The sequence below is a fragment of the Natrinema pallidum genome, assembly GCF_005890195.1.
Lineage (GTDB): Archaea > Halobacteriota > Halobacteria > Halobacteriales > Natrialbaceae > Natrinema > Natrinema pallidum.
The window spans coordinates 127,501-151,825 of record NZ_CP040637.1; the positions used below are offsets into that span (position 1 = coordinate 127,501).

Consider the following 24,325-nt stretch of genomic DNA (forward strand, 5'->3'; position numbering starts at 1 on the left):
CCCATTTCTCACGGGTTGAGCGGGCCGAATTCGATCGTGGTGAGCGACTCGGTCCGGCGGCCGTCCGCCCGCGGTGAACCGTTCTAGAAAGACGAATATCGCGGGATGGAATCAACCGCGCGTATCATTGTCAGTCGTCCCATAGGCGGGGTATGGTCGTCGCCGCGGTTCACACTGGAACGCTCGACGGCGCTACACGGAAGCCGGTCGCACTGCTACTCGGGGCAGTCGTCGTGCTGGGCGCTGTCAGCATCGGCGTGGTGATCTTCGACAGCACGACCCTCGGACTCGGATTGGGGCCGGAGCCCGGGCTGGTCGTCTTCGGGCTCGCCGCGCGCAGCGGTCCCGATCGATCGACCGATATCGAACGACTAACCGACGACCTCCGTCGATTCGTCTCACGTCTCGACGGCGACGCAGCCGCGTCGGCCGGCAACGATACCGATGCTGAGGACGCGACCATCGACGAGCCGATCGAGTTCACGATCGACCGGGACGACGAGATCGGCCGGCTCTCGGAAGCCGTCGACGACCTCGCGACCGTGGCCCGCACCCGCGACCGTCGTCTCGAGCAGGTCCGTGCGTTCACCGATGATATGCTCGATGCCGTCACCGACATCGTCTACCTGCTCGACGAGGACGGGCAGGTACAGCGCTGGAACGAGGCGCTGGGCGCGGCATCGGGCTACTCGGACGCCGAAATCGGCGAGATGCACGCGCTTGACTTCTTCGACGAAGCGGATCACGAACTTGTCACGACCGCGATCGAGGACGTACTCGAGACGGGCGGTACACGCGTCGAAGTGGCGTTACGAACGAAATCCGGCGAATCGATACCGTACGAGTTCGTCGCCTCGCCGCTCGACGATCCGGCCGGCAACGCGGTCATCGCCGGCATCGGCCGCGACATCAGCGACCGCAGGGCGAAAGAACAGCGCCTCGAGCGCCACGAGGCGTTCATGAACGATATCATCGACGCGTTAGACGACGTGTTCTACATCCTCGACGAGGACGGGAACCTCCGGCGCTGGAACGAGACGCTGGTCGAGGTATCGGGCTATTCGGACGCCGAGATCAGGGAGAGACACGCCCTGGATTTCTTCGACGAGGCGAACCAGGCAGTGATCCGGGACTCGATCGAGGATGCCTTCGAGACGGGCGATACGCACGTCGAAGCGGCGTTGCAAACGAAATCCGGCGAATCGATACCGTACGAGTTCGTCGCCTCGGTGCTCGAGGACCCCGACGGCAACGCGGTCGAAGTCGGGATCGGCCGGGACATCACCGATCGCAAGGCAACGGAGCGGCGGCTTCGCGAGCGCGAAACGAGCCTCGAGCGGACCATGCACATGCTCGAGCAGTCCCAGCGGCTGGCCAACGTCGGGGCCTGGGAACTCGACGTCACCGCGGAGTCGCTCGAACCCCGGTGGACCGACGAGGTCAACCGAATCCACGGCCTGCCGCCCGACGCGGAGATCGGTCTGGATCGGGCCCTCGAGTTCTATCATCCGGCGGACCGGCCGCTGATCGAGGGGGCGATCGAGCGCGCGATCGAGGACGGCGAGCCGTACGATCTCGAAGTCCGTCTGGTCACGGACGACGGGGAGCAGCGGTGGGTTCGGACGATCGGTGAACCCATCCGAGACGGCGAAGAGACCCCGCACCCAGACGACCGTCGGTCGGGGTCCGACGACGGCGAAATCGTCAAGCTTCGGGGCTCGTTTCAGGATATCACCGAGCGCAAGGAGCGCGAACGGGAACTCGAGCGGTCCGAAACGATCATTCAGGCGCTGGACGAACTGGTGTACACGATCGACGAGACGGGGCACTTTACCTTCCTGAACGACGCTCTCACGTCGATCACCGGCTACGATCCCGAGGACCTGATCGGTGAGCACGTCTCGACCGTGATGGACGAGGACGACCTCGAGACGGCTCGCGACCGGGTCCGTGACCTGCTGCGTGCCGGGGACCCCTCTCGGACGTTCGAGATGGAACTCGAGACCGTCGACGGCGACGTGATCGATACGGAGAACCACATGGCGCTGTTGCCGATGGCCGACGGCGAGTTCGCCGGAACCGCGGGCGTCATCCGTGACATTACCGAGCGCAAGGAGCGCGAACGTGACCTCGAGCGCTTCGAGACGATCGTTCAGGCGCTGGACGAACTGGTGTATACGCTCGACGCCACGGGACGGTTCACCTTCCTGAACGACGCCGCCAAGCCGATACTCGGCTACGACCCCGAGGAACTGATCGGTGAACACGCTGCAGCGATCATTCCATCGGACGACATCGAACGGGCCCGGGACATGATTCGGGAACTGCTGCGGTTCGACGAGCCCTCTCGAACCGTCGAGATCATCCTCGAGACGGCCGATGACGAACGGATCGATGCCGAAAACCACATCGCGCTGTTGCCGAGTTCCGAGGACGGGTTCGCCGGAACAGCGGGCGTCGTCCGGGACATCACCGATCGCAAGGAGCGCGAACGCGAACTCGAGCGAACGACGGAATTGCTCAAACAGGCCGAACGCCTCGCCGGCATCGGCGGCTGGGAACTCGACATCAGCGGGGACTCGCGGGAGGTGACCTTCACCGACGGGCTGCGTCGCCTGTACGAACTCCCGTCCGACGTGACGCTCGATTCGGACCTGGCATCCTCGTTCCCCCATCCGGAGGATCGACCTGCCGTCCTCGAGATCGTCGACGCGGCGCTCGAGGACGGCGAGAGCTACGAGATCGAACACCGCATGCAGACGGTCGCGGGGAACGAGCGGTGGGTTCAGTCGATCGGCGAGCCCGTCCGAGCGGACGGCCGCCGATCCGGCGGCCAGTCCGACGACATCGTCGGCGTCCGCGGGACGATTCAGGACATCACCGCGCACAAGGAACGCGAACTGGCACTCGAGTCGCTCCACAGCGCCGCCCGCGATCTGCTCGGAACCGAGACCGATACGGAGATCGCTGAGCTGGTCGTCGACACCGCCGCGGAGATCCTCGACGCCGCTGGCGTGGCCGTCTACCGGCTCGATTCCGACGTGAACCGGTTCGAGCCGGTCGTCTACACGGACGGGTTCGAGACGCTCTCTGACGGTCCGCCGTCGGTCGCCGTCGGCGACGACGATTCCGTCCTCTGGAACGCCTACGTAACGGGAACGGGGACCGTGGTCGACGATCCGATGTCGTTCGATCAGTCGCGGGTCTTCGGCTCGGCGGTCGAGAGCGGAGCCGTCGTCCCGATCGGCGATCACGGCGTTTTCGCGGTCGCGTCGGGCGAGACCCCGATCGACGCCGACGCCCGGCGACTGATCGAGACGCTCGTCGCCACGACCGAGGCCGCGTTCGACCGCCTCGAGAGCGAGGCCAGCCTCCGCGAGCGGGAAGCGGAGCTCGAGGAACGAAACCGGCGGCTCAACCGCCAGATCGAGAGCACGGAACTCATCAGGCGGATCGATCAGTTACTCATCGGGGCCGACAGCAGGGCCGAAATCGAGCGCACCGTTCCCGACCGCCTGCTCGAGGCTGGCAACGTCGCGTTCGCGTGGATCGGGACCCTCGACGCCAGCGGCACGCGGCTCGAGCCCCGCGCCTGGGCCGGACAGCGACAGACGTATTTGGACGACGTGTCCCTCGAGTACGACGCGTCGATGGAACCCGCCGTCCGAACCGCACGAACCGAAACCACGTCGGTCGTCTCGAACGCCGTCGAGGGGCTGCAGGGCGAGGGCTGGCGGCGACATGCCCTGGATTGTGGGTTCCAGTCGGTCATCAGCGTCCCGCTGTCCTACGCGGAGTACACCTACGGCGTGCTCACGGTGTACGCCGACGAGCCCGACGCGTTCGGGGACCTCGAGCGGACGGTGCTGACGGAACTCGGAGCGGGGATCGCGAACGCGATTACGGCGGTGAAAACGCGGGAGGCGCTCCACGCCGAGCGGTTGCTCGAACTCACGCTCCGGATCGGCGGCGCGGACGATCTGCTCTCTCGCATCGCGACGGCCACGGGAGCCCGTGTCGAGTACGAGGGGCTCGGCTCACACTCGACCGACGAGACGCTGTTGTTCTTCGAAACGAGCGGCGTCCCGGCCGACGACGTGCGGTCGGTACTCGACGACCTCGTCTCGGTCACCGACTATCGGCTGCTCACCGAGGCCGACGACGAGTGTCGCTTCGAGGCGACCGTCGCCGGCGATGTCGTCGCCTCGCGGCTGGTCCGCCACGGTGCCAGCCCGCGCTCGATGCACGCGACCGACGACGGCATCGAGGTGACCGTCGATGTCCCGACGGGAACCGATGTCCGTGAGTTCGTCGAGACGCTTCGGGATCAGTACGCGACCGTCGAACTGCAGGCTCGCCACCACGTCGAGCGCTCGATGGGAACGGGGAGCGAACTCGTGACTTCCCTGTTCGACGCCCTCACGGATCGGCAACTCGAGGTGTTGCGGACGGCCTACTTTGCCGGCTTCTTCGACTGGCCTCGAGAGAGCACCGGCGAGGAGATCGCTGCGATGCTCGACGTGACGCAGCCGACGGTCAACCGTCACTTGCGGATCGGCCAGCAGCGGGTGTTGGCACGGTTGTTCGAGGACGAACTGCTGACGACTGGGGAGTGACCGTCCGGACGGCCCCCAGCCGACCCGTTTCCGAGAGAGGAACGCCCAAGGGGCCGGTGGTCGTAGCCGCGCCCATGGAACCATCCGACCGGCAGCGCCAGGACGGGCCGCTCCGATCGACACTCATCGCCGTCGGACTGACGGCGTTCGGCCTTCTCGCCGCGAATCTGGCCACGCTTCCGGCCATCGCGCTCGATCCGTTGCTGATCGAGTCGCCGGCGGAGGCGTCGATCACCGCCCGAACGGTATTCATGATCCTGAACTTCCTTGGATTCGCCCTTGCCGGCGGGCTCTATCTCGCCGTGACCGACCGCGGCTGGTCGTACGTCGACCTGCGGGCCCCGACGAGGCGGGGGTGGCTGTACGTCGTCGGCGGTATCGTCGGCATCATCGCGTTCTACGTCCTCGTCAACGCCGCCGTCCAGTTGCTTTCCCTGCCGTCGGCCGACAACCAGGTCATGTCGCTCATCGATAACGATCCGCAGATGGTGCTGATCATGATCGGCATCGTCTTCTTCTTCAACGCGCCGGCAGAGGAGTTCCTCTTCCGGAACGTCGTGCAAAAGCGCCTCTACGACGCCTTTAGCCGGACGAACGCGATCGTCATCGCCAGCGCGATCTTCGCGCTCGTCCACCTGCTGTCGTACGCCCTGCTGTCCGAGTCGCGGCTCGCGACCGTGGTCCCCATCGTCGTTGTCTTCGGCGGCGCGCTCATCTTCGGCTTCCTCTATGCCAAAACGGACAACCTCTTCGTTCCGATCGCCGCCCACGCCGTGTTCAACGCCCTCCAGTTCGGCCTGCTCTACATCGCACTGCAGTACGATCTCGAGGAACCGGAGGCCGCCACGTCGCTGCTCGTCGCAGTCGTCGCGACCGCCCTCCCGTAATCGTCCCCCGGATCGGGTCCGATTCTTTAATATCGCCGGACGGTGAGAGGGTGGTATGTCCCAGGCGAAGGGCGACCGTCGCGAGCGGGAACTCGTCAACGAACTCGACGAGGCCGGCTTCGCGGTGATGCGCGCGCCCGCGAGCGGTTCCGCGACCGACCGCGACCTCCCCGACGTGCTCGCCGGCGACGGCGAGCAGTTCTACGCGATCGAGGCGAAATCGAGTTCGGGCGATCCGATCTATCTCACCGGCGAGGAAGTCGAAGCGCTGACGTTCTTCGCCCGGAACTTCGGCGCGAAACCCCGCATCGGCGTCCGCTTCGACCGCGAGGACTGGTACTTCTTCCACCCCGGGGACCTCTACGTCACCGACGGCGGCAACTACCGCGTCAAGAAGGAGACCGCACTGGCCGAGGGCACCGACTTCCCCGAGTTTACCGGCCGGTCGGAGAAGGTCACGCTCGAGGAGGTCGGCGACGGCGACGACGGCCCGGACGAGGAGATCGTCCGCGTCCTGAACGCGGTCGAACAGGGTGTCATGGGCGTCGACGAGGCCGCGGGTCTGCTCGAGTAAGCCACGCGGCGAGCGCGAGCCGTCTGTGGCCCGCCTTGGCCGCGCTCGGTGCGCCGATTCCGACTCGAACTGTACGCTGATCGCCCTACTCCGGCGCGGAAGCGATCGCGCTGGATGGCCCGACTCTCACGCCGAGTCGGTGACTCGTCGCAGCCGCGTCCGCGGGAAGACGTAGACCTTCAGCGATGCGGGGACGACGCCGTTGCTGGCGACGGTGGCGTGGTGGTAGACCGCGCCGACGACGGGAACGTCCGGCTCGTAGGCCTCGTTCGTCCCGTACTCGGCGACAGTACAGCCGGCCGCCTCGAGTTCGACGGCATCGGCTCGCAGTTCCGAGACGTCGACGACGGTGAGACGGTCGCCCGTCTCGCGGTCGACGACGACATCGCCCGGGGCGATCGCGTGTTCGGCACAGTAATACGGGCCGGCCGCGTCCTCGTCGACGACTATCGGCTCGTCGCAGTCGTGACACGCGACGGCGATCTCGCCCGGTGGCGGGGTACGCCCGCCCGTGATCTCGATCGCGACCCGGCGCACGTGCTTGCAACGGACCCCGCGGAAGACGTGATCCGGACAGGTGCACCGCCCCGCCTCGAGATCGACGAGATAGGTGTGGTCGCTCGCGGACTCGACCTCGTAGAGGCCGTCGCCGAGCGGGCGCACCGACATCGGCTCGGTGCGCGCGCGGCGCGATCGCTCCGTGAGGTGGTCCGGAGACGGGACTGGCAGCGGTGCTTTCGGTGACGCTGTTGTTTTCATGGATGCGTCGAAGGGGAACCTCGCTGGTCGGCTGGCTATTCAGTGTTGGTAGGGGCTCGGGAATCTTAACCGCCCCGCCTGCGATCGCAAGGGCGGCGTTTATGCGGGTGATCGTTTCGGATCAGTCGCCGCTCGAGGCCCCCTTCGAAGCGCTTTTCACCGGGCCGGAGAAAGCGATTAGCCAATGGTCGAACGCGAACAGGTCATCGAAATCGGCGTGGCCGTCGCTGCCGTCGCCGTGATGCTGGCAGCCATGCTCACCATCGGGTCCGCCTACGGAGCCGAGAACAGTACGCTCTCACCCACGGGTGGGCAGATGCTCGTCGGCGTGATCATCGGCTTCATCTTCCTGATGACCGCGGTCGGCGTCGGACTGGCCTACACGCTGAACGATCCCGAGGACGATCTCGACGCGAGCGACGACGAGAACGGCGACGCGCAGGGAACGGCCTGAGACCGTCGAGATGCTTTCGTTCGTTGCCCGACCGTCGCCGCCCCCGACCGCCGCTCCGACTTCGAAACGCCGTCAGTCCCCGCTCGCGGACTGGCCGTCGGTCTCGTTTTCCCGCCAGTCCTCGAGTTCCTCGTCGTCGGCGTCGTCGATCCGCTGTTCGTAGTACGCCATCGGGTGGGGAATGCGCTCACAGAGATCGTCCTTGTTGACGCAGTCGCCGTAGGACTGCATGGTCGCACAGGAGGGCGCGGAGTACTCCGTCGGCGAACTGTCCCCGCGGATGTGGTCGGTCTGATAGCGGGTCATCTCCTCGCCGAACGACGAGTTGACTCGGTAGAGGTCGACGATCTCGTCGGTCGTCATGCCGATACTCGTCAGGAAGGCGGTGATCGCAAAGCGGGAGTGATGGGAGAGGTGTTCGCCCTTCTGAATCTGATCGAGCAGTGCCTTCATACAGGGCGGGAACAGGTCCGGCACGACGGTGTCGATATCCTGGGTGAGATCGAGGTCCGCCAACACCTCTCGGATCTCGGCGGCGTCGTCCTCGAGGCGGGTCCCGATCGTCTCGGGGACGTCGAATGGAAGCCCGTCCTCGATACGGCTCCGGATCGCCTCCCGCAGAAGCGTCAGGAGGTCGTCCTCGTCGACGGGCACGTCGCCCGCGTTCAGCGGCTGATTGACGAGTCGCCACTCGTCATCCCACAGGTCCGCCGCCAGCGGCAGATAGGTGCCGACGTCGATCCGGTAGCCGTCGTCGCCGCCCGACTCGCGGACGGCGTCCCGCAGGTCGAACTCGGCGAGCAGGTCCTCGAGCGCGAGCCCCGTCGACTCGACGCTTTTCAGTTCGGTGGTGTCGGCCATGTCGGTGGTGAACCGCTCGTAGGCCGTCGCGGCCTCGGCGCGGGCGTACTTGCGGACGAGCACGCGTTCGCCGACCATCGAAACGAGCACCCGTGCGACCGGGTAGGAGAGCAACTCGATGCGGGCGTCGCGGTGTGGGTCCCCGGTCGACCCCGCCTCGAGCGCGGTAATAACGCGTTGGCGCGCGCGGTCGACGACCGCCCGGTCCTGCTCGACGACGGTTGCAAGACCGACCGCCTCCGTCGCGACGGACTCGCGGGCCGCCTCGAGAAACGGGTACCGGGCGTGGAGTCGCTGCATCGGTAAGACGATTTCACTCCGACGGGATAAACGCGCTGATTATCCTAATCACGTTTTATCAGCGACGCTGGGGTCGCCGGTACTGTCGGAGTCCGACCGTCACGGCGGGGCAAACCGAAGTCCCCGATCAGTGACATCGAGCCGACCGTCGGAGGATCGATTTCAAGGGCGTTCGACACGTCGGGTCGGGCATGCCACAGGCGACGAGAGACGGCGTGTCGATCTATTACGAGTACGAGCGGAGCGACGGTGAGGGCCGGTCGCCGGTCGTCTTCGTACAGGGGCTCGGGTTCGGACGGTGGATGTGGCGCTGGCAACGCGAGGCCGTCGCCGACGAATACGACGTGGTCGCCCCCGACAACCGGGGGACCGGCCGCTCGGCTGTTGGCCTCCCGCCGCTCGTTGCGCGCCTCCCCGGGACGCTTCGAGGTCTCGTGTTGCTCAAGTTGGCCGGCTACTCGATCGGCGGGCTGGCGGCCGATCTCGAGGCCGTCCTCGACGACGCGGGGATCTACGACGCTCACGTCGTCGGCGCGAGCATGGGCGGGATGATCGCCCAGCAATACGCCCTCGAGTACTCCCGGGCGAAGTCGCTGACGCTGTGCTGTACGAGCCACGGCGGCCCCGATGCCGCTCCGGTCCCCGACGAGACACAGGCACACATGTTCGACACCCCCGACGGAGCTAGCCAGCGGGAGACGCTCCGCCACCGGATGCGACCCGCGTTCAACGAGCGGTTCACGAACCGGAACCCCCACCTCATCGATCGGCTCCTCGAGTGGCGACTCGAACAGGACGCCGACGACCCGGCTCGCGAGGCCCAGGCCGCCGCAGTCCAGAACTTCGACGTCAGCGGCCGTCTCGACGGGCTTCGCGTGCCGACGCTGATCCTCCACGGGACGGCCGATCGGGTCGTCCCCGTCGAGAACGCGCGGCTCCTCGAAGAGCAAATCGCGGACAGCCGCCTCGAACTCGTCGAGGGCGGCTCACACCTGTTCTTCATCGAAGACGCCGACGAAGTCACCGAGACGGTGCTGTCGTTCATCGACGCACAGGACTGACCGCCGGACTCGAGCGGGGACGGGGATTACGCGGCGCTCGGTGTCGGCGAGACAGGTTGTTCGCTCGGTGGGGCCACGAGCTCGCTCCCACCGTCGGTCTCATCGTTGACCGTGACGGTTCGGAGCACGCGGTCGTCCGCGGTGAAGACGCCGATCCGACTGGTTCCGGTGGCCTGTTCGTCGAGTACTTCGGACTCGATCTCGAGCGTCGTCGTCTCGCCGGCTTCGAGATCGACGACCGTACTATTGATCGAGACGATATCGTCGGCCAGCCGTGCCCGCTTCCCGTCTTCGAGACCCGGACCGAACTCGACGTCGACGATCTGTGACGCCCGTTCGGTGCCCCGGTTCTCGAGTTCGTACGTGACCGTGTACTCGTCGCCGATGTCGAGATCCGTCTCGTTCACGGAGACAGCCGTGATATCGAAGAACGCGTTCGACTCGAGTGCGATGGTTTCGCTCTCGTCCAGACGAACGGTCTTCGGTTCGAAGTCCTCGGCGGTGACGGTCACCTCCTGTTCGACGTCGGTCGGGAGTGCCGGGAGCGTGAAGGTCCCGTCGGCTCCGGTCGTCGCCGAGACGGTGGTGTTGGTCACGTGAACGGTTGCCCCTGCGACGGGCGCACCGTCGGCGCGCCGCTGGACGGTCCCCGTCCGTCGTTCGGCGTCGATCTCGAGGTCTTCGTAGGCCGCGTCGAGCGTCGTTCCCCCGGCGACGGTGGGCTCGAGTTGGCCGTCCTTCGTCGCGAACACGAGGTAGCCGGAGAACGGACTAACTGCGTTGGTGGTCTCGTCGAAGAGCTCGATACCGTCGAACTCGCTCTCGGGAACCATCTTCGAGTCGGGGGCCCGCTGAACCCGGGTCACGCTCCGGATGGCGTCCGAATCGTGATCGAACGCCGCCTCGGGGTCGTCGTAGACGGGCGGCGCGACGAAGTTCCAGCCCCGCTCGATGTCGCGCGGTTCGGTCACTCCGTCGCCGGTACCGGGTGTCCCGGCTATTTCGACGGTCATCGTCGTGTCTTCGACCGGACGAACGAGGAGCGCGTCGAGCGGCTCGACTTCGTCGTCCCGGCTCGGTTGCTCCCAGCCCTTCGTCGTTTCATTGTACATCAAGACCATGGCGTTGGTCCCGTTCGGAACCACGTCACCGACAGTGCCGCCCTCGACCGGGCCCGGCAGCCCGACGGAGTAGACCCTCCCGCCCTCCATCGAGAGTTCGAACGTCGGATCGCTGCCGACCGTGAGATTCCGTTCGATCGGGTCGAGGCCCTCGTTGAACCGGGCCGTCGTGCTCGTCGGTCCGTAGCTAGTTGCGTTCGCAGTGACCGTCCACTCGCCGGGCGCATCGACGATGACGGCGTACTCGCCGGCGCTATCGGTGACGGTACTGACCCGTCTGTCGCCGTTCGTCGCCGTGATCTCGATGCCGGGTAGTGGGTTGCCCGTGTCCGCGTCGGTCACCGTGCCGGCGAGTTCGCCGCCGACGATTTCGGTGGTGAACTGCTCCTCCTGGATCGGTGCCAGCGTGCCGTCGAGGAGCACGAACCGGTGGTCGACGGTCTCGCCGGTGTCGGCGATGTACGACCACGGCGTCGGCGTGCCGTCACCGTACGAGAGGGTGCGATTGTACGTCGTGGTTTCGCCCGGCTCGAGTTCGAACTCCTCGGAAGCGAAGTCCCCGATCGGCGTCTTCCAGACCACGGTGCCGTTCTGGGTGACTTCATCGTCCGTATTCTTGACGACGACTTCACCCGGTGCGATCTGCTCGCTGGCCAGCGCCTCCTCGACGATGTCCGTCTCGACGATCCGAAGGGGGTCGGCCTCGGTGACCTCGGTGACGACGGTCGTCGGCCCGGTCGTGACCGTTTCCGTCGTCCCGTCGCTCCCGACGAACGTGTGCTCGAGCACGATCGTTTCGCCCGCGGTGTCCGCTCCGTCGACGGTCACCTCGAGCGTCGCGGGCGTCGCGGTCATCGGTTCGTCGAACGTAACGGTGTCGCCCAGCACGTCGGATTCGATGCCGACGAGGTCGACGGTCACGTTCGCCTCGTCGACCGTCGATTCGTTACTCAGTTCGACGGTGAGCGCCTCCGCGTGGGCGACATTGACCGCAACGTCGGCCGTCCGTCCCGCTTCGAGTTCGCTGGGTTGTCCTTGCACGACCTCGAGAGCGAACTGCTCGTCGAGGACGATATCCCGTTCGACCGATCCGCTCGCATCGACCGTGGCCGTCGCATTCTCGTAGCCGAACGCGCCGGCGGCGGTTACGTTGTATCGGCCCTCGGTCACGTCGAACGCGAAGGTTCCGTCGGCGGCGTACTGTGTCCGATCCGCGTCGTCGATCGTAACCGACGGGCCGCTCCCGTCGGGCACGCCCTCCGAGCGATCCGTGATCGGGGTCCCGTCGCCGTCGACCACGGTTCCCTCGATCCGGCCGTCGTCCGCCAGCGCTGCGGACGCTGCGTACGCATCGATGATGCCGTACCCGTACCGGACATCGCGTTCGGTGTCGGTGTACAGGGTCTCGTACTGCGCGTCGCTCACCGCCTTCGCGTCCGCGGCGACCTGCTTACTGATCCGGTCGGGAGCGGGCTTCGTCGCCGTCTCCTCGAGGAGCGTTTTGATCTCGGCTGGATCGTCGGCACCCTGAGCGGCCAGGAGCGCGGCCACCCCGCTGGTGTGTGGCGCGGCCATACTGGTGCCGGACAGTTCCGCGTAGGCGTCGTCGCCGCCGGTGTCGGAACTCCGGACGTCCACGCCGGGGGCGGAGACGTCCGGCGTCACGTACGTCTCGGGCCAGTCGTCCGGTGCGACCGGGCCCCAGTCCTCGTCGGTGGCCACCGTCCCACCGGTCGAGAAGTCGGCAATCTGCTCGTTCGCGTCCGTCGCACCGATCGCCAGCGCATCGTAGACGTTCGCCGGCGTTCCTTCGGACGCCGGGCCGTCGTTGCCGGCGGAACTGACGACGAGCGTCCCCGCCATCTGCGCGTTTCGGATCACGTCGACGTAGATCGCCGCGAACCCGCTCCCGCCGAGGCTGAAGTTTGCCACGTCGGCGTCCTGCTCGACCGCTTCCTGTAGTCCGGCGACGATCGCCGCGAGCGTTGTCGACTCCCGATCGGGCATCCCCGGGAAGACGCCGATCGGGATCAGTTCCGCGTCGGGTGCGACGCCGATCCGCTGGCCGTCGGCGTCACCGCCCAGGATCGTCCCGGCGACGTGGGTACCGTGCCCGTTCCGATCGTAGGGCTCGCTCTCGATTTCGCTGCCGTCGAAGTCGAACTCCGCCCAGTTGTCCGCGACGTCCTTCCGGTCCGCGAACTGCTCGTGGGACGCCGTTAGTCCGGTGTCGACGACGGCGACCGAGACGCCCTCACCGGTCGCGTCGAACTCCTCCCACACCGCGGGCGCGTTCACCTGATCGAGGCCGTAGGTGACCTCGCCGTCGGCGGGCGACCCGTCGGTCACGGCCGGTTCGCCGAGTTCGACCTCGTAGTTCGGGTGGAGTTCGGTCACTCCGTCGACCCGCGCGAGGTCCGTGAGATCGACCCGCGTCGTGTCGATTTCGACGAGGGCCGCGTTCGTGAGCCAGAACTCGGTGACGATTTCGACGCCATCGACGCCGTCGGCATACGTCTCGAGGGGCCGCTGTGTCGCGGCTGCCTCCCGCTTGAGCGCGGTCGCGCTCGCGGCGTCAGTTGCGGTTGCGAACTCCGATACCTCGGCGTCCATGCGTACGAACACCTCGACGGTGTCCGCCGCGGCCGCTGACCGCTCGAGTTCGGACTCGATCCGAACGTCCGTTCCTGACTGTGTCTGTACATCCGAAACCGTGAGCGCGTCTTCGTCCGTCCCGGTACTCGCATCCGTGAGGCTTCCCGTTGCCGCGACGACTGGTGATGTCACCAGCAATAGCGTCATCAGCGCCACGAATACGGTCGGTCGACTGGGGCCGTCCATCATCGTTACGATTGGCAACCGACATTACTAAAAGCAATAAAAGTATGCAATCCGGAATTATAAGATGCTAATTCAATCAGCTACAAAAGTGTATACTACCTGCTTTGGCGAATCCCGGTGGTGGCCGATACGGGCACGCTTACCCGCGCCTATCGGAGCGGCCCCGTCCAAACGACAGTCGCCGCGTCACCGAGAGGCCGGATCGGCACCCGGGACACACAGGCTTCCCTCGAGCGGTGTCGAGCGCCGACACGCCGGACGTCACATCCGCTCTCGAACGGCCGGGACGGGCGGCCTGGAGAAGACCGACGCACTCGGTCGCTACCGCTCGAGACATCGTTTCTCACGGGAAAATCGGCGCTACTGCTCGAACGGTGCGTTCGTCAGTCGCTCTGGATTCGCGGTGCGAGCATGTACGTGACCTGTCCCTGCCCCTCCCCGAACCCGAAGTAGATCTTGACGGGGAACTCCTCGCCGAGGTCAAGCGTGACCTCGGTGTCCCTTGGAATCGCCTTGTTCATGTCTTTGAGATAGTCCAGCGAGAACAGCGAGTGTGCGGGGCCGATCTGCAGGTCGATCAGATCGTCCTGGGTGAGTTCGAGGTGTACGTCGTCGGTATCGCCCTCCGCATCGACGTAGAAGTACTCCTCGGTCTCGTCGACGCCGAGCGCGATGTGATCGGAGACCATGTCGGCGGCGGTCACCGAGCGGTTGACATCGTTGCCCTCGAGGACGACCTCCGCGGGTAGATCGAGGTCCGGAATGTCCGGCTCCTGGCGGATCGAATCGGGATCGATGAGCGCAAGCGTGTACTCGAGCCCGTCGATCTGGATGTGGAGTTTGCGGGTCTCCTCGTCGAGTTCGAGCTGGATGAGTTGGCCGGAATCGGCCATGCCAGCGATATCCTCGAGCCGCGAGAGGTCGACACCGATCAGCCCGCCGTCCGCTTCGTAGGACTCGAACGCAGCCGCATCGAGCGAGAGGTCGACCATCCCGACGTTCGCCGGATCGACGGCCCGGATCTCCAGCCCGTCTTCCTCGAGGTGAATCTTGCACTCGTCGACCAACACGCTCACCGAATCGAGCGCGCTGGTGAGCGTTTCGGCGCTCACGATGGCCTTGAACATATAGGTCGGCGTACGGACGGTCGACATAAAAAGCCACCCTTTACGCGCGGCCCTGCTCGAGGTCGCTCTCGACTCGTGATCGGCGGCGGACCGACAGCCCGCACCGCCTCGAGTCGCGGCCCGTCCGGACGGGCCGCGAGACGAGACGATCGGAACCATAGACACGGTTTCGACACGACCCCCAACCTCGTCGTGCGAGTCGGTGTGGCTCGGCTATCAGTGGCTCCGATACGACGGTGCGCCGCACGGAGACCACGGTGTTTTCCCGCTCACGACCCAATCCACGTCACATGATCGGTCCGCGTTGGCTCCGGCGACACCAGATCGCCCTTTACGCGATCGCCGTCCTCCTCGCGCTCGGAGTCGGACTCGGGGCACCCGCCACCGCGTCGTTCTTCGAGCGGCTCATCACGCCCGTGCTGGCGGTTCTCCTGTACGTGACCTTCCTCGAGGTTCCGTTCGTCCGGTTCAGTCGTGCTTTCACGAACGGCCGGTTTATGGCCGCCGCCCTCGGGATGAACTTCGTCGTCGTGCCGGCGGTCGTCTACGGGCTGACTCGCGTCCTCCCGCACGAACCCGTCCTCCTCGTCGGCGCGTTCATGGTGTTGCTGACGCCGTGTATCGACTACGTCATCGCGTTTACCGACCTCGCGGACGGCGACGCCGAGCAGATCACCGCCGCGACGCCGGCGCTGTTGATCGTTCAATTGCTCCTGTTACCGGCGTATCTCTGGCTGTTCATGGGCGGTCAAATCGCCGACATCGTCGATCCCGGGCCGTTCGTGGAGGCCTTCGCGACGCTCATCGTGCTGCCGTTGACGCTGGCGTGGCTGACCGAGGCGTGGGCAGCCCGCGCCGATCCGGGGCGTCGCTTCCAGTCGGCGATGGGTTGGCTGCCCGTCCCGATGATGGCGGCGACGCTGCTGGTCGTCATCGCCTCGCAACTGCCCCGCGTGCAGGACTCCATCGACCGCATCGCATCGGTCGTCCCCGTTTACGTCGCGTTTCTCGTCGTGATGCCGTTGCTCGGCCGGTTCGCGGCCGACCGCCTGGGAATGGCGACCGGCGAGGCCCGCGCGCTCGTGTTCACGGCGACGACGCGGAACTCGCTCGTCGTGTTGCCCCTCGCGCTCGCGTTGCCGGCGGGCTACGAACTCGCGCCCGCGGTCGTCGTGACCCAGACGCTCGTCGAACTAGCCGGGATGGTCGTCCTCACGCGTGCGGTGCCGGCGTGGCTCGTCCCCGAGGAACCGAGCGACGCGTTCGGACGGTCCGTTCTGCGCAACGACTGAAACCGCGGTCGGGCCGCTGACCCCGTCGGCGCGCTCGCTCCCCGGCCGCGCACGCGAGTTGCGTCAGCCCTTTCACCGCACGACGCATTTCTCAGGGTATGATTGACGCGCACTCTCGTACGACGAGACGGACGACGAGGAGACCGAAAACGCCACGAACGCCGGGAGGGATGCCATGACGCGCGATCACTACTACAACCACTCCCAACGGCCTGTTACGCCTACTACTTCTCACACAGCCCCGCTCGCCGAACACGAACCACCCACAAACAAGTAGACGTACCCGAATACCGCCAACCGCGGGAGGATCGTCGGCGAGTCATCTCACTTCCCGTCAGCACCTCCCGCTATCTACCGCAAGAACAAGACCGAACCGCGAACCAGTCCTACAGCACGTGGAGTTCGTCCACTCGCTCCCGCTCCGCCCGCCCCGGCACGCCGAAGTCAACCGGCCCGAACCCGATCCACGCCAAGCAGTCCCGGCGATGCTCTAGCCGCGAGTCACCGTAGACCTTCAACGGCACCTCGACGATCAGGTCGTCCTCCCAGTCCCTCCACGCGTCGACTTCGCCGACAACGCGCGCCATCGCGTCCTGCGACACCGACACGACGCGCACCGTGTCACCCTCCTCGAGTTCCTGCATCAGTTCGACGATCTCGTCAGTCGTTCGCGCCTCGCCACTCCTATCCGCGACGATATGCGCCGCAATGTCACTCATCGCTGACCACCTCGACGCGCTCCACGTCGAACCCGCCCCATCCCGTAAACTCGCCATCCTCGAACGTCTCCCAGCCAATACCCGGACGCCGCCAACCCCGGTGAAGATCCTCATTCACGCTGACGTTGCCACCCACTCCGTAGTTCTCGATCTCGTCGTCCAAATCATCGCTATCCAACACGGCCATAAACTCGCCGCGGGGCGCTTCGCGCCGCATCCGTGCGAGCGGCTCGTCAACATCGATCACCTCCACGCGAGCCTCGATGACGCGGCCATCATCGCCGTAGACCCGCACGCGCTTACCACACGCCCCGCGAAGAGTCTCGATAATCTCCTCGGTCGATTGCCGGTCGATGTTGTTCGCGCGCTGTTCGTCGTCACCGCTGGATTTTGGCGTGGTCATCAGCAATCCTACCGAAACCCGCCACCCGCGGATAAAGGATTGGGTGGGGTCTGCAACCTGCTGTCCGAGTATTTATCCGGAGCGAAACAGCGTAAGCCACTCGCTGACGGGCGCGCTCAATTCTCGCTTTCTGCCATCGAGAAACTACGATCAGCTTTTCATCGGAACCGAGGGGGGTAGAAAGGGTCGAGAGACATCAACTAGTCGATGATTATTAGGATGTCCGCTGCTGCGGGCCCCATCGCGATGCCAACAGCATCCATCGAACTCCCACAGGAGTTCTGCGACCTCATCGAGGAACAGATCGCCGACCACGACCAATACGACACCGTCGACGAGTTCGTGGCCCGAGCGACCGCCGAGAAGCTCCAGCAAGAGGCGAAGGAAGAGTACCGTAAGCAGGGCACATACACCGATGGCCCGATCACCGAGGAAGAGCGCGAACTCCACCGCCGGCTGGTCGACCTCGGCGTGATCGAGCGCGACCCCGTCCTCCTCGACGAGGTGTAGCCGTCAGTCCGCACGGGACAGTTCGTTTCTGACCGCCGAGTAGAGGAAGTCCTCCGCGTCCCGGTACCTCGGGTCACCTTCGACCTCCTCCTCGATCATCTGCCACAGGTCTTCCGGCACCTCGACCTGTCGACCGCCTGTCTGTGCCTCCTGCAGCGCCTCGAGATCGATGTCGTACGCGTCCTCGTCGTAGTGAGCGTTGAATGCGGCGTCGGCCGCCTCAAGGTCAGTGTGAGCCTCGGGGACGTCCGGCGCCGACTCGGCCTCGTTGACCACCGCACGAAGGTTATACACCTCGTACGCCTCACGCACGTCGTCGACGAAGTCCCAGTACTCCTCGACGGACGCCGTCTGCCGATTGGGGGCGTCGTAGCCGAGCGCCTCCATTCCGAGCACGGCCCGCTTGTTGAGGATCGCGTAGGTGTCCGGTGCGAGGACGTGGAGCAGCTCGGTCGCGGTGGCCCAGCCGAAGCCGTCGAGTTCCAGCACCTTCTCAAGCGCGTCGCTGTCCTCCAGAGCCTGCTCGACCGCGGCGGCGACCTCGTCAGGCGTCTGGTCGTCGAAGACGATGTCGTCGACGTAGTAGTCGATGCTTCGGCGAGGCTCGGTCGCCCAGAAGCCATCGTGGGCGACCAGCTCTGCGAAGGCGTCGCGCGTCGGGCTCTCAAGGAACGCCTTGGCCAGTTCTCGCTTCTCCTCGATCTCGTCGTTCCGGTCAGGGTAGTACGTCATTCTGGTTACCTCCGTTTTTTCTTGTGCGCCATCTCCTCTCTTTCGAGTCCAATCTTCAACTCTGTGTAGAGAATATACACACATAAATCTTGCTCTGATTAGAGACAGGATTTTCCCTATTCAGAAAAATCTTAGAGAAATACGGTATCTATGCGGGAAATCCACCGAACGACGCGAATGAAGAACGAACGACAGGCTACAGGGTTGTCTCGACGCCAATGGCTCAGAAGAACGGGATGGAGCGACGTAAACGGCTTACTCCGACGTTGCCGTGTTGAGCGGCACCCACTCCATCTATGCATCCACCAGAGTCCGTATGAAGCACCGCGGTCTGTGGGATCATAATGTGACAGTCGGCGATCCACTGCAACCACCGCAAAGCAGATTATCAATCGGACGAGATTGAGGCTGTACGTGAGCCTCTCGAGTTTTCTCCGGAAGGCGTTGGGGGACTACCGCCACAACAAGTCTGCGGCCTTCGTTCACGGCGTTCGAGTGCTGACGACCGCGATCCTCGGAGGGCTTCTCCTGCTGGCCGGACTCGTCCATCTGGGAGTCGTCCGCCCCGTCCAGTTCTTACAGGCCGCGGGGTACGGACTCCTCCTGCTCGTGATGGACTATGCGATGGTCAGCGACCTCGCCTTCTTCTTCCGGTTCGTCGCACCTGACCTGTTCGGGTTCCTCAGCTTCTCGATGCTGGTCTCGGCCGTGACGGGCGTTGGGGGCCTTTCGATCGCGTGGCGGTGGCACCGAGCGTAGCGACTCCCGAGGAACCACATCCAAGGCTGATCGTTCACCGCGGGACGAGTGTCGTCGGGTTGCCGTCGGATGGCTGGAGCGGGTCGTGCGGGCCGGGCTGCTCCAAGAGGAAGCGACTCCGTGTCACCGTGATTGTCGCCCATCACGAGCAGGCGCTGGCCCTCCATCCTCAGTACTCCCGCTCGATCTCGAGCTTGCGCATCGCCCGCTCAAAGACCTGCTCGTGGCGGTGAGCGAGCTTCTCGATGTGGTCGCGGATGGACTGCGAAACGTCGACCTCGACCTCTTCGGCGTCCTGTAGCTCGTGATACAGGGCGTGCATCTCCTCGTTCACTGCGATCCCGATGGTCTTCTCCTTCGGCCCAGCGTCGAGCGCGTCGTAATACCGGTCGAGATCGAACTCGGACTCTGTGTCGCCGCTGTCGTCCGCATCTCCTTCGGCCTCGTCCATGGCGTCGTTGAATGGATTCTCGCTCATAGTTGTGTGTTAGTGTTAGAGTTAATGTTAAGATTGATTCTTGATGTACTCTTCGAGCGTTTCAGCAGTGATTTCGACGCCCGCATCATCCGCGAACTGGCGGGCACCGGCACGAAAGGCGTGGTAGCATTCCTGTCGGATGCTTCGGGGCGTGCCGTCGCTCCGTTCGACGACGCGTTCGATCGCCGACGCCGCAAACGGGTCGGACGGGTAGCCCTCCTTGTACTCCTCGTCTCGCGCCCACGCCAGCCAGCGCGCGATCAGCTCGTCGGTCTCCGCGAATCCGAACCGCTCCAGCGACCGGTTCTTCGCGACGAGCCGCGAGGAGAGTGTCTCCCGCAACTTGTCGATACGCTCGGCGGCCAACGGCGTACCGAACAGAAAGAGGACGAACACAGGCCGGGAGTCCCCGAGGTCGCCCATAGACTGTAGCGCTGCGAGGAGCTGTCGGAACGTCCGCGCGTTGCGGGCGGCGTCCTCAAGCTGGTCAACCTGCACAACACAGGCCTTGTCCTGCGCCTCGAGTTGCTCGGCGACATCCTCGACGAGTTGGCGCACGTCGTCGGTCGCGTGGGGGTACTCGTCGGGGATGTCGAGGTCGTCGTACTCGGCCAACGCGTCGAGGAGCCGGGTGTAGACCCGGCGCGTGGTTAGGCTCTCGACCTCGCGGATGCGAGCGATGTAGAACTCGTCGCTTCGCGGGCCGTCGGAGAGCGCGTTGTAGACGAGGTCGCGGAAGTGGCTCTTCCCCGCGCCGCGCTCGTCGATGATCGAAACGTGACCGGCGCGGTTAATGAGGTGGCTCGCGACCTCTTGCAAGAGATCTTGGTTGACGCGGACGGCGATTCGGGCATCAGGAAGCGTCTCGGCGGTGAACGGAATGCGCTCGGACTCAATCCCGAACTGCTCCGCGTACGCCCGCTGCGCCGACTCGGTCTCGTCCAGCACTGCGGTGAACTGGTCGGTCATTCTCCGTATTACTCATATGGTTATCCTTATCCTTAAGGTTAAACGAGTTCGCTGCCAGACATCTGTGCGTTGTGGTAGTCGCTATCGAGTGATCACCTCGTCAAACAATTCTGCCACTCGTCGTGAATCTTGACCACCTCATCCGGCGACAATCCATCAGGATCATCCAAGTCCCAAAACCCTCGAAGTATCCTCCAAGACAGCGAAAATAGAAAACTCGCCAACCAGCATTCTATAACTGGGCTAAAATCCGATATGACGCAGGACGTTAGCCAACAATTGGAGACTCTCCGCAATAAGATACAGAACGGTCGCCGGGATGTAGACGAAGCGAATCGAGATGCATTACTGGAATTTAGTGACGAACTGATGCTCATCCCGAGTCAAGTAGGCGATCATCGGCACCTCAAACTTCTTCGTCACAATGTCCGAATGGCAGAGCACGCTGGGAGTCTGGTCGATGCTTTGGAGGATGAAGAAGAAGTGAAGGAGATCGTTCGGTGGATTCATCGAACCTACGATAATCCAGAGACGAATCGCGATTACCGAGTAGCTCTGAAGCAATTCGGCCGGCGGGCTACAGAGGTAAATGGCGATTCTCCGCCGGAGACAATGGAGTGGATTCCGTCAAATACTCCCAGTACATACGATCCGGCACCTGAGCCCAGTGATATGCTGAAATGGGAAGACGATGTCCTTCCTCTAATCGAGGAAACACGGAATCCACGTGATGCGGCTTTGGTCGCTGTTGCATGGGATGCTGGCCCTCGGTCGGGAGAGCTTCGAAGTCTCACGCTTGGAGACGTCACAGATTACGAACACGGCTATCAGGTAACGGTACGTGGGAAGATGGGACAGCGGTCGGTCGGGTTGGTTCCAAGCGTTCCGTTCCTTCAGCGGTGGCTGGAGGCCCACCCCGGTGATGCACTCGATGATCCACTGTGGAGTAAGTTGGAAGAACCAACGGCACCGACTTACAACGCGCTTCGGACGGCGATCAAGGACGCAGCCGAACGTGCAAACGTCGATAAGCCAGTCACATTCACCAATTTCCGGAAGTCAAGCGCGTCTCATCTAGCATCTCGAGGGATGAATCAGGCACACATCGAAGATCACCATGGGTGGACGCGTGGGAGCGATGTCGCCTCACGATACGTCTCGGTGTTCGCAGAAGATACCGACCGGGAAGTCGCTAGGATCCACGGAATCAACGTTGACGAGGGTAAAGAACCGAATCCAACTGCTCCCGTTGAATGTCCTCGATGCCACCAGAAAACGCCACGTGAGAAACAAAACTGCATTCACTGTCGACAACACCTCACTAAGGAAGCGACGATTGAGCAACGACAGACGTGTGATTGGTGTGGAGAGACTATTCGTGGATACTCTGAGCATCTTCCAGCGTGTCCGGCAGTCGAGATCGAGAAATGAGATACTTGATTGTTAACGGCTGGTATCGATAGTCGAGTCGCCTGTCCTACCGATCTTTCGCAGCATCGCACGATGCAGGAGCCGTGGGAGTGACCCCGCCTCCGTCGGCGAGAAAGCGCCGGAAATAAGCTGGGGAAGTCCAACCACCCGTTCGGATCAATCGTCGTCCGCCGCTTCCTCCTCGGAATCAATCTCTTCGAAGTCGAACAGGGTTGTGCCGCCGGTCGCGTGATCACGCTCCAGTTCAGTCACAACCTCCTCCTTCTTCTCCCGCACCGCCTCCTCGAAGTCTTCCTCCATCCTCGCCCTTGCCATTTTCTCCATCAACTCGTCGATGAGCTTCTCCTGATCCTTTGTCGCCCGCGACTTCACCCGGTACTCGTTCTCGAACACGTCGCCGTTGCTCTCCTCGATCGCGATCACGCCGACCTCCTTCGCGTACTTGATGTACCGCTTGAACAGCGTCTGCTTCTCCTCCTCGAGGTAGTTGTACAGGTCGACGTCCGCCTCGAACAACTGCTTCCAGTCCTCGTAGGTGAACGAGCCGTCCTCGGAGTGCCGCTGGAAGCGGTTCACTAGCGTGATCGACATGTGCTTCAGCTTCAGGTACTTCGACGAGGAGTAGGTGAAGCTGACGTAGTCCTGTTTCTCGACGCCACTCGCAAGCTCGGTCTCGATGTAGTCTCGGAGGTCGTCGTCAGCGTGCCCATCGAACGGAGCGGTCTCGTCCTCCTTGACGATGAAGTCCTTGACTCGGCAGGTGTTTCCGTGCGAGCCGAGCAACCACGCGATGAAGTTCAATCCTTCCGCGGCTGCCGCATCTTGGAGGTCGCTCTCGGCGAGGTGCTGGGAGGACAGGACATAGTCGATCTCGTCGGGCTGGGTGGAGATGACCTTCTCGAAGTACTCGTCTACGTCGAAGTCAGCGCCGTTCGACTTGACGACGTCCATCTTTCCCTCGAACTTCGAGACCTTTCCCGGGAGGCGGTCGAGGAGCGTCCGCTCAATCTCGACGAGGACAGCAACTCCTTTTGACGGGGCCGCCACCAGAACGTCGAAGTTCTTGTCCTGCTCATGGATGAGGGGCTCCGTCCGGATGAACGTGTAGTCGGTGCCGTCCTGCTCCAAGAACCCCGACACGATGACGTTGAAGTCGCTTAGCTCGGCCTCGTCATCGGTGATCTGGTTGCCGATCTCGCTGTGGTGCTGGTCGAACAGCTCCTCTTCCAGTTCCTGCTCGAAGGGCTCTATCCGCTCTTCGAGTTCTTCCCGCTTTTCTTCAGGGAGGTTCTCGATCCGTTCTTCAAGGTCTCTCCCGGCCATCAGGCCACCCCCATGACCGTGGCGTCGGCGTCAACCTCCTCCACGACGAATCTGTAGAACCGCAACAGGGAGTCGAATCCCGACTCGTACCGCGGGAGGATTGACAGGATCTCGCCGTCTGTCGAGAGCGAGATCATCCCGCCGTTCGACTCATCGACGATGCGGCCGTTGAGTAGGAGGCTCCCCTCGGCAGCTTGGTAGGAGTATGGATAGAACCCGTCGTCCTTCATCTGGCTGATGAGGTCATCGGCCTCCTCGTACTCCAGCGGCTTAGTCAGTTCAATCTCTAACGTTTCCTTCTGGATTTGTTGGATTCCCTGCCGCTCGACGATGTGTAGTTCAGAGGCCTTGATCGCGGTGTTCAACGGTTCCACCTCGTTGAGGCCGGGCGTGATGACCTCGTTGAAGAAGTACTCGGGATCGCCACGGGTGAGAACGAACTCTCCCTCGTCGCGGAAATGAAAGTCGCCCTTCGTCGGCCACTCGAAGTAGAGGTGCGTAGGCGTGATCCCGTACTCCTTCTTTCGCTCCTCAAGCGTGTCCGCGGCGTCGTCGCCGGCGTACTCCCCTTCGCGTCGCGTTCCCGGTCGCCGTTCCTCCTCGTATTTCCGGTCTCTGCCAAACTTCTCGCCCTCGAACTTGACCAGCCGACTGCCTTCCTCGTCGAGGATCCGCTCTTGCAGCAGGGCCATCTGTTCCGGCGGGAACCACATGTAGTAGATACCCTCGCCGCGAGTGATCATCGAATCAGCAGTCCGTCGGAAGTCATCGTGTGAATTGAGGGTGAGGAAGGTTGGCGATCCTGTTTCGGGGTGCTGGAAGAGATAGAGGAAAACGTCAAACTTCTTGTTGTGCTTCGTGTACGAGGCGTGGAGTTCGTAGAAGTCGCCCTGTTCTTCGATGTCGAACCATCCCCTGCATCTGGTGAGGAAGTCCTCCCAGTCCAGCTCCGTGGTTAGACAGACGACGCGAAAGTTGATCCGACCGTCATCGTGCATCCGCTCGCGTGCGGCTAGGAGGAAGTCGTCGAGCGTAGTTGCGCCGATGCGTGGGTCGGTTTCCATCGTTCACCTGTCAGAGGTTCTTCGTTCTGCACTTACGTCAGTTC

The 24,325-nt window shown here is 63.8% G+C and carries 20 protein-coding genes; 9 read left to right on the forward strand and 11 right to left on the reverse strand.

The features are described 5' to 3' along the window. Window positions 1-152: 152 nt before the first annotated feature. The 3 genes from FGF80_RS00655 to hjc all read left to right on the forward strand — a co-directional run bounded on the left by FGF80_RS00655 (window position 153) and on the right by hjc (window position 6,077). Window positions 153-4,616, forward strand: a complete 4,464-nt coding sequence (locus FGF80_RS00655; protein ID WP_006185129.1) for a PAS domain S-box protein — start codon at window positions 153-155, stop codon at window positions 4,614-4,616. A 74-nt stretch (window positions 4,617-4,690) separates the two neighbouring features. Next, the gene (locus FGF80_RS00660) at window positions 4,691-5,503 is read left to right on the forward strand and encodes a CPBP family intramembrane glutamic endopeptidase (protein WP_006185130.1); all 813 of its coding nucleotides are present in this window, start codon (window positions 4,691-4,693) and stop codon (window positions 5,501-5,503) included. Between the two features lie 55 nt (window positions 5,504-5,558). Further along, entirely contained in the window at window positions 5,559-6,077 is a 519-nt protein-coding gene (gene hjc, locus FGF80_RS00665; RefSeq protein ID WP_138651590.1) for a Holliday junction resolvase Hjc, read from the forward strand. Window positions 6,078-6,203: 126 nt separating this feature from the next. On the opposite strand, the gene FGF80_RS00670 is transcribed toward hjc, so the two are convergent. After that, window positions 6,204-6,836: an SWIM zinc finger family protein gene (locus FGF80_RS00670; protein WP_138651592.1), complete on the reverse strand. Its 633-nt coding sequence runs from the start codon at window positions 6,834-6,836 to the stop codon at window positions 6,204-6,206. A 184-nt stretch (window positions 6,837-7,020) separates the two neighbouring features. Between FGF80_RS00670 and FGF80_RS00675 the strand changes: the two genes are divergently transcribed. Continuing rightward, a complete protein-coding gene (locus FGF80_RS00675) occupies window positions 7,021-7,290 on the forward strand; it encodes a DUF7472 family protein (RefSeq protein ID WP_006185134.1) in 270 nt (89 codons plus the stop codon). 72 nt (window positions 7,291-7,362) lie between these two features. On the opposite strand, the gene priL is transcribed toward FGF80_RS00675, so the two are convergent. Continuing rightward, window positions 7,363-8,451 (reverse strand): DNA primase regulatory subunit PriL, encoded by a 1,089-nt coding sequence (gene priL / locus FGF80_RS00680; RefSeq protein ID WP_138651594.1) that lies wholly within the window; start codon window positions 8,449-8,451, stop codon window positions 7,363-7,365. A gap of 191 nt (window positions 8,452-8,642) precedes the next feature. Between priL and FGF80_RS00685 the strand changes: the two genes are divergently transcribed. Then, window positions 8,643-9,512 (forward strand): alpha/beta fold hydrolase, encoded by an 870-nt coding sequence (locus FGF80_RS00685; protein WP_138651596.1) that lies wholly within the window; start codon window positions 8,643-8,645, stop codon window positions 9,510-9,512. A 26-nt stretch (window positions 9,513-9,538) separates the two neighbouring features. Here the strand turns inward: FGF80_RS00685 and FGF80_RS00690 are convergent, their stop codons facing one another. Together FGF80_RS00690 and FGF80_RS00695 are read right to left on the reverse strand one after the other, a co-directional pair. Then, window positions 9,539-13,420, reverse strand: coding sequence for a S8 family serine peptidase (locus FGF80_RS00690; RefSeq protein ID WP_238705325.1), 3,882 nt, complete (start codon window positions 13,418-13,420; stop codon window positions 9,539-9,541). A 437-nt stretch (window positions 13,421-13,857) separates the two neighbouring features. Further along, window positions 13,858-14,601 carry a DNA polymerase sliding clamp gene (locus FGF80_RS00695; protein ID WP_006185138.1) on the reverse strand — a complete coding sequence of 248 codons (744 nt, stop codon included), beginning with the start codon at window positions 14,599-14,601 and terminating at the stop codon, window positions 13,858-13,860. 290 nt (window positions 14,602-14,891) lie between these two features. Here FGF80_RS00695 and FGF80_RS00700 point away from each other — a divergent pair, with 290 nt between their 5' ends. Beyond that, window positions 14,892-15,893: an arsenic resistance protein gene (locus FGF80_RS00700; protein ID WP_006185139.1), complete on the forward strand. Its 1,002-nt coding sequence runs from the start codon at window positions 14,892-14,894 to the stop codon at window positions 15,891-15,893. A 386-nt stretch (window positions 15,894-16,279) separates the two neighbouring features. Here FGF80_RS00700 and FGF80_RS00705 read toward each other — a convergent pair whose 3' ends face one another. Together FGF80_RS00705 and FGF80_RS00710 are read right to left on the reverse strand one after the other, a co-directional pair. Beyond that, a complete protein-coding gene (locus FGF80_RS00705; protein ID WP_138651598.1) occupies window positions 16,280-16,612 on the reverse strand; it encodes a hypothetical protein in 333 nt (110 codons plus the stop codon). Further along, complete coding sequence (locus FGF80_RS00710; RefSeq protein ID WP_138651600.1) at window positions 16,605-17,021, reverse strand: hypothetical protein; 417 nt, start codon at window positions 17,019-17,021, stop codon at window positions 16,605-16,607. The genes FGF80_RS00705 and FGF80_RS00710 overlap by 8 nt, the downstream gene beginning before the upstream one ends. A gap of 240 nt (window positions 17,022-17,261) precedes the next feature. Here FGF80_RS00710 and FGF80_RS00715 point away from each other — a divergent pair, with 240 nt between their 5' ends. Then, window positions 17,262-17,525: a hypothetical protein gene (locus tag FGF80_RS00715; RefSeq protein ID WP_138651602.1), complete on the forward strand. Its 264-nt coding sequence runs from the start codon at window positions 17,262-17,264 to the stop codon at window positions 17,523-17,525. 3 nt (window positions 17,526-17,528) lie between these two features. Here FGF80_RS00715 and FGF80_RS00720 read toward each other — a convergent pair whose 3' ends face one another. Next, window positions 17,529-18,257 (reverse strand): hypothetical protein, encoded by a 729-nt coding sequence (locus FGF80_RS00720; protein ID WP_138651604.1) that lies wholly within the window; start codon window positions 18,255-18,257, stop codon window positions 17,529-17,531. Between the two features lie 414 nt (window positions 18,258-18,671). Between FGF80_RS00720 and FGF80_RS00725 the strand changes: the two genes are divergently transcribed. Further along, entirely contained in the window at window positions 18,672-19,016 is a 345-nt protein-coding gene (locus FGF80_RS00725) for a hypothetical protein (protein ID WP_138651606.1), read from the forward strand. A gap of 169 nt (window positions 19,017-19,185) precedes the next feature. Here FGF80_RS00725 and FGF80_RS00730 read toward each other — a convergent pair whose 3' ends face one another. Beyond that, entirely contained in the window at window positions 19,186-19,494 is a 309-nt protein-coding gene (locus FGF80_RS00730) for a hypothetical protein (RefSeq protein WP_138651608.1), read from the reverse strand. 27 nt (window positions 19,495-19,521) lie between these two features. Next, window positions 19,522-20,463, reverse strand: a complete 942-nt coding sequence (locus FGF80_RS00735) for an ATP-binding protein (protein WP_138651610.1) — start codon at window positions 20,461-20,463, stop codon at window positions 19,522-19,524. Window positions 20,464-20,718: 255 nt separating this feature from the next. Between FGF80_RS00735 and FGF80_RS00740 the strand changes: the two genes are divergently transcribed. After that, a complete protein-coding gene (locus FGF80_RS00740) occupies window positions 20,719-21,894 on the forward strand; it encodes a tyrosine-type recombinase/integrase (RefSeq protein WP_138651612.1) in 1,176 nt (391 codons plus the stop codon). 156 nt (window positions 21,895-22,050) lie between these two features. Here the strand turns inward: FGF80_RS00740 and FGF80_RS00745 are convergent, their stop codons facing one another. Both FGF80_RS00745 and FGF80_RS00750 read right to left on the reverse strand, forming a co-directional pair. Further along, a complete protein-coding gene (locus FGF80_RS00745) occupies window positions 22,051-23,217 on the reverse strand; it encodes a hypothetical protein (RefSeq protein ID WP_138651614.1) in 1,167 nt (388 codons plus the stop codon). Continuing rightward, window positions 23,217-24,281 (reverse strand): hypothetical protein, encoded by a 1,065-nt coding sequence (locus tag FGF80_RS00750; RefSeq protein ID WP_138651616.1) that lies wholly within the window; start codon window positions 24,279-24,281, stop codon window positions 23,217-23,219. The genes FGF80_RS00745 and FGF80_RS00750 overlap by 1 nt, the downstream gene beginning before the upstream one ends. Window positions 24,282-24,325 lie beyond the last annotated feature (44 nt).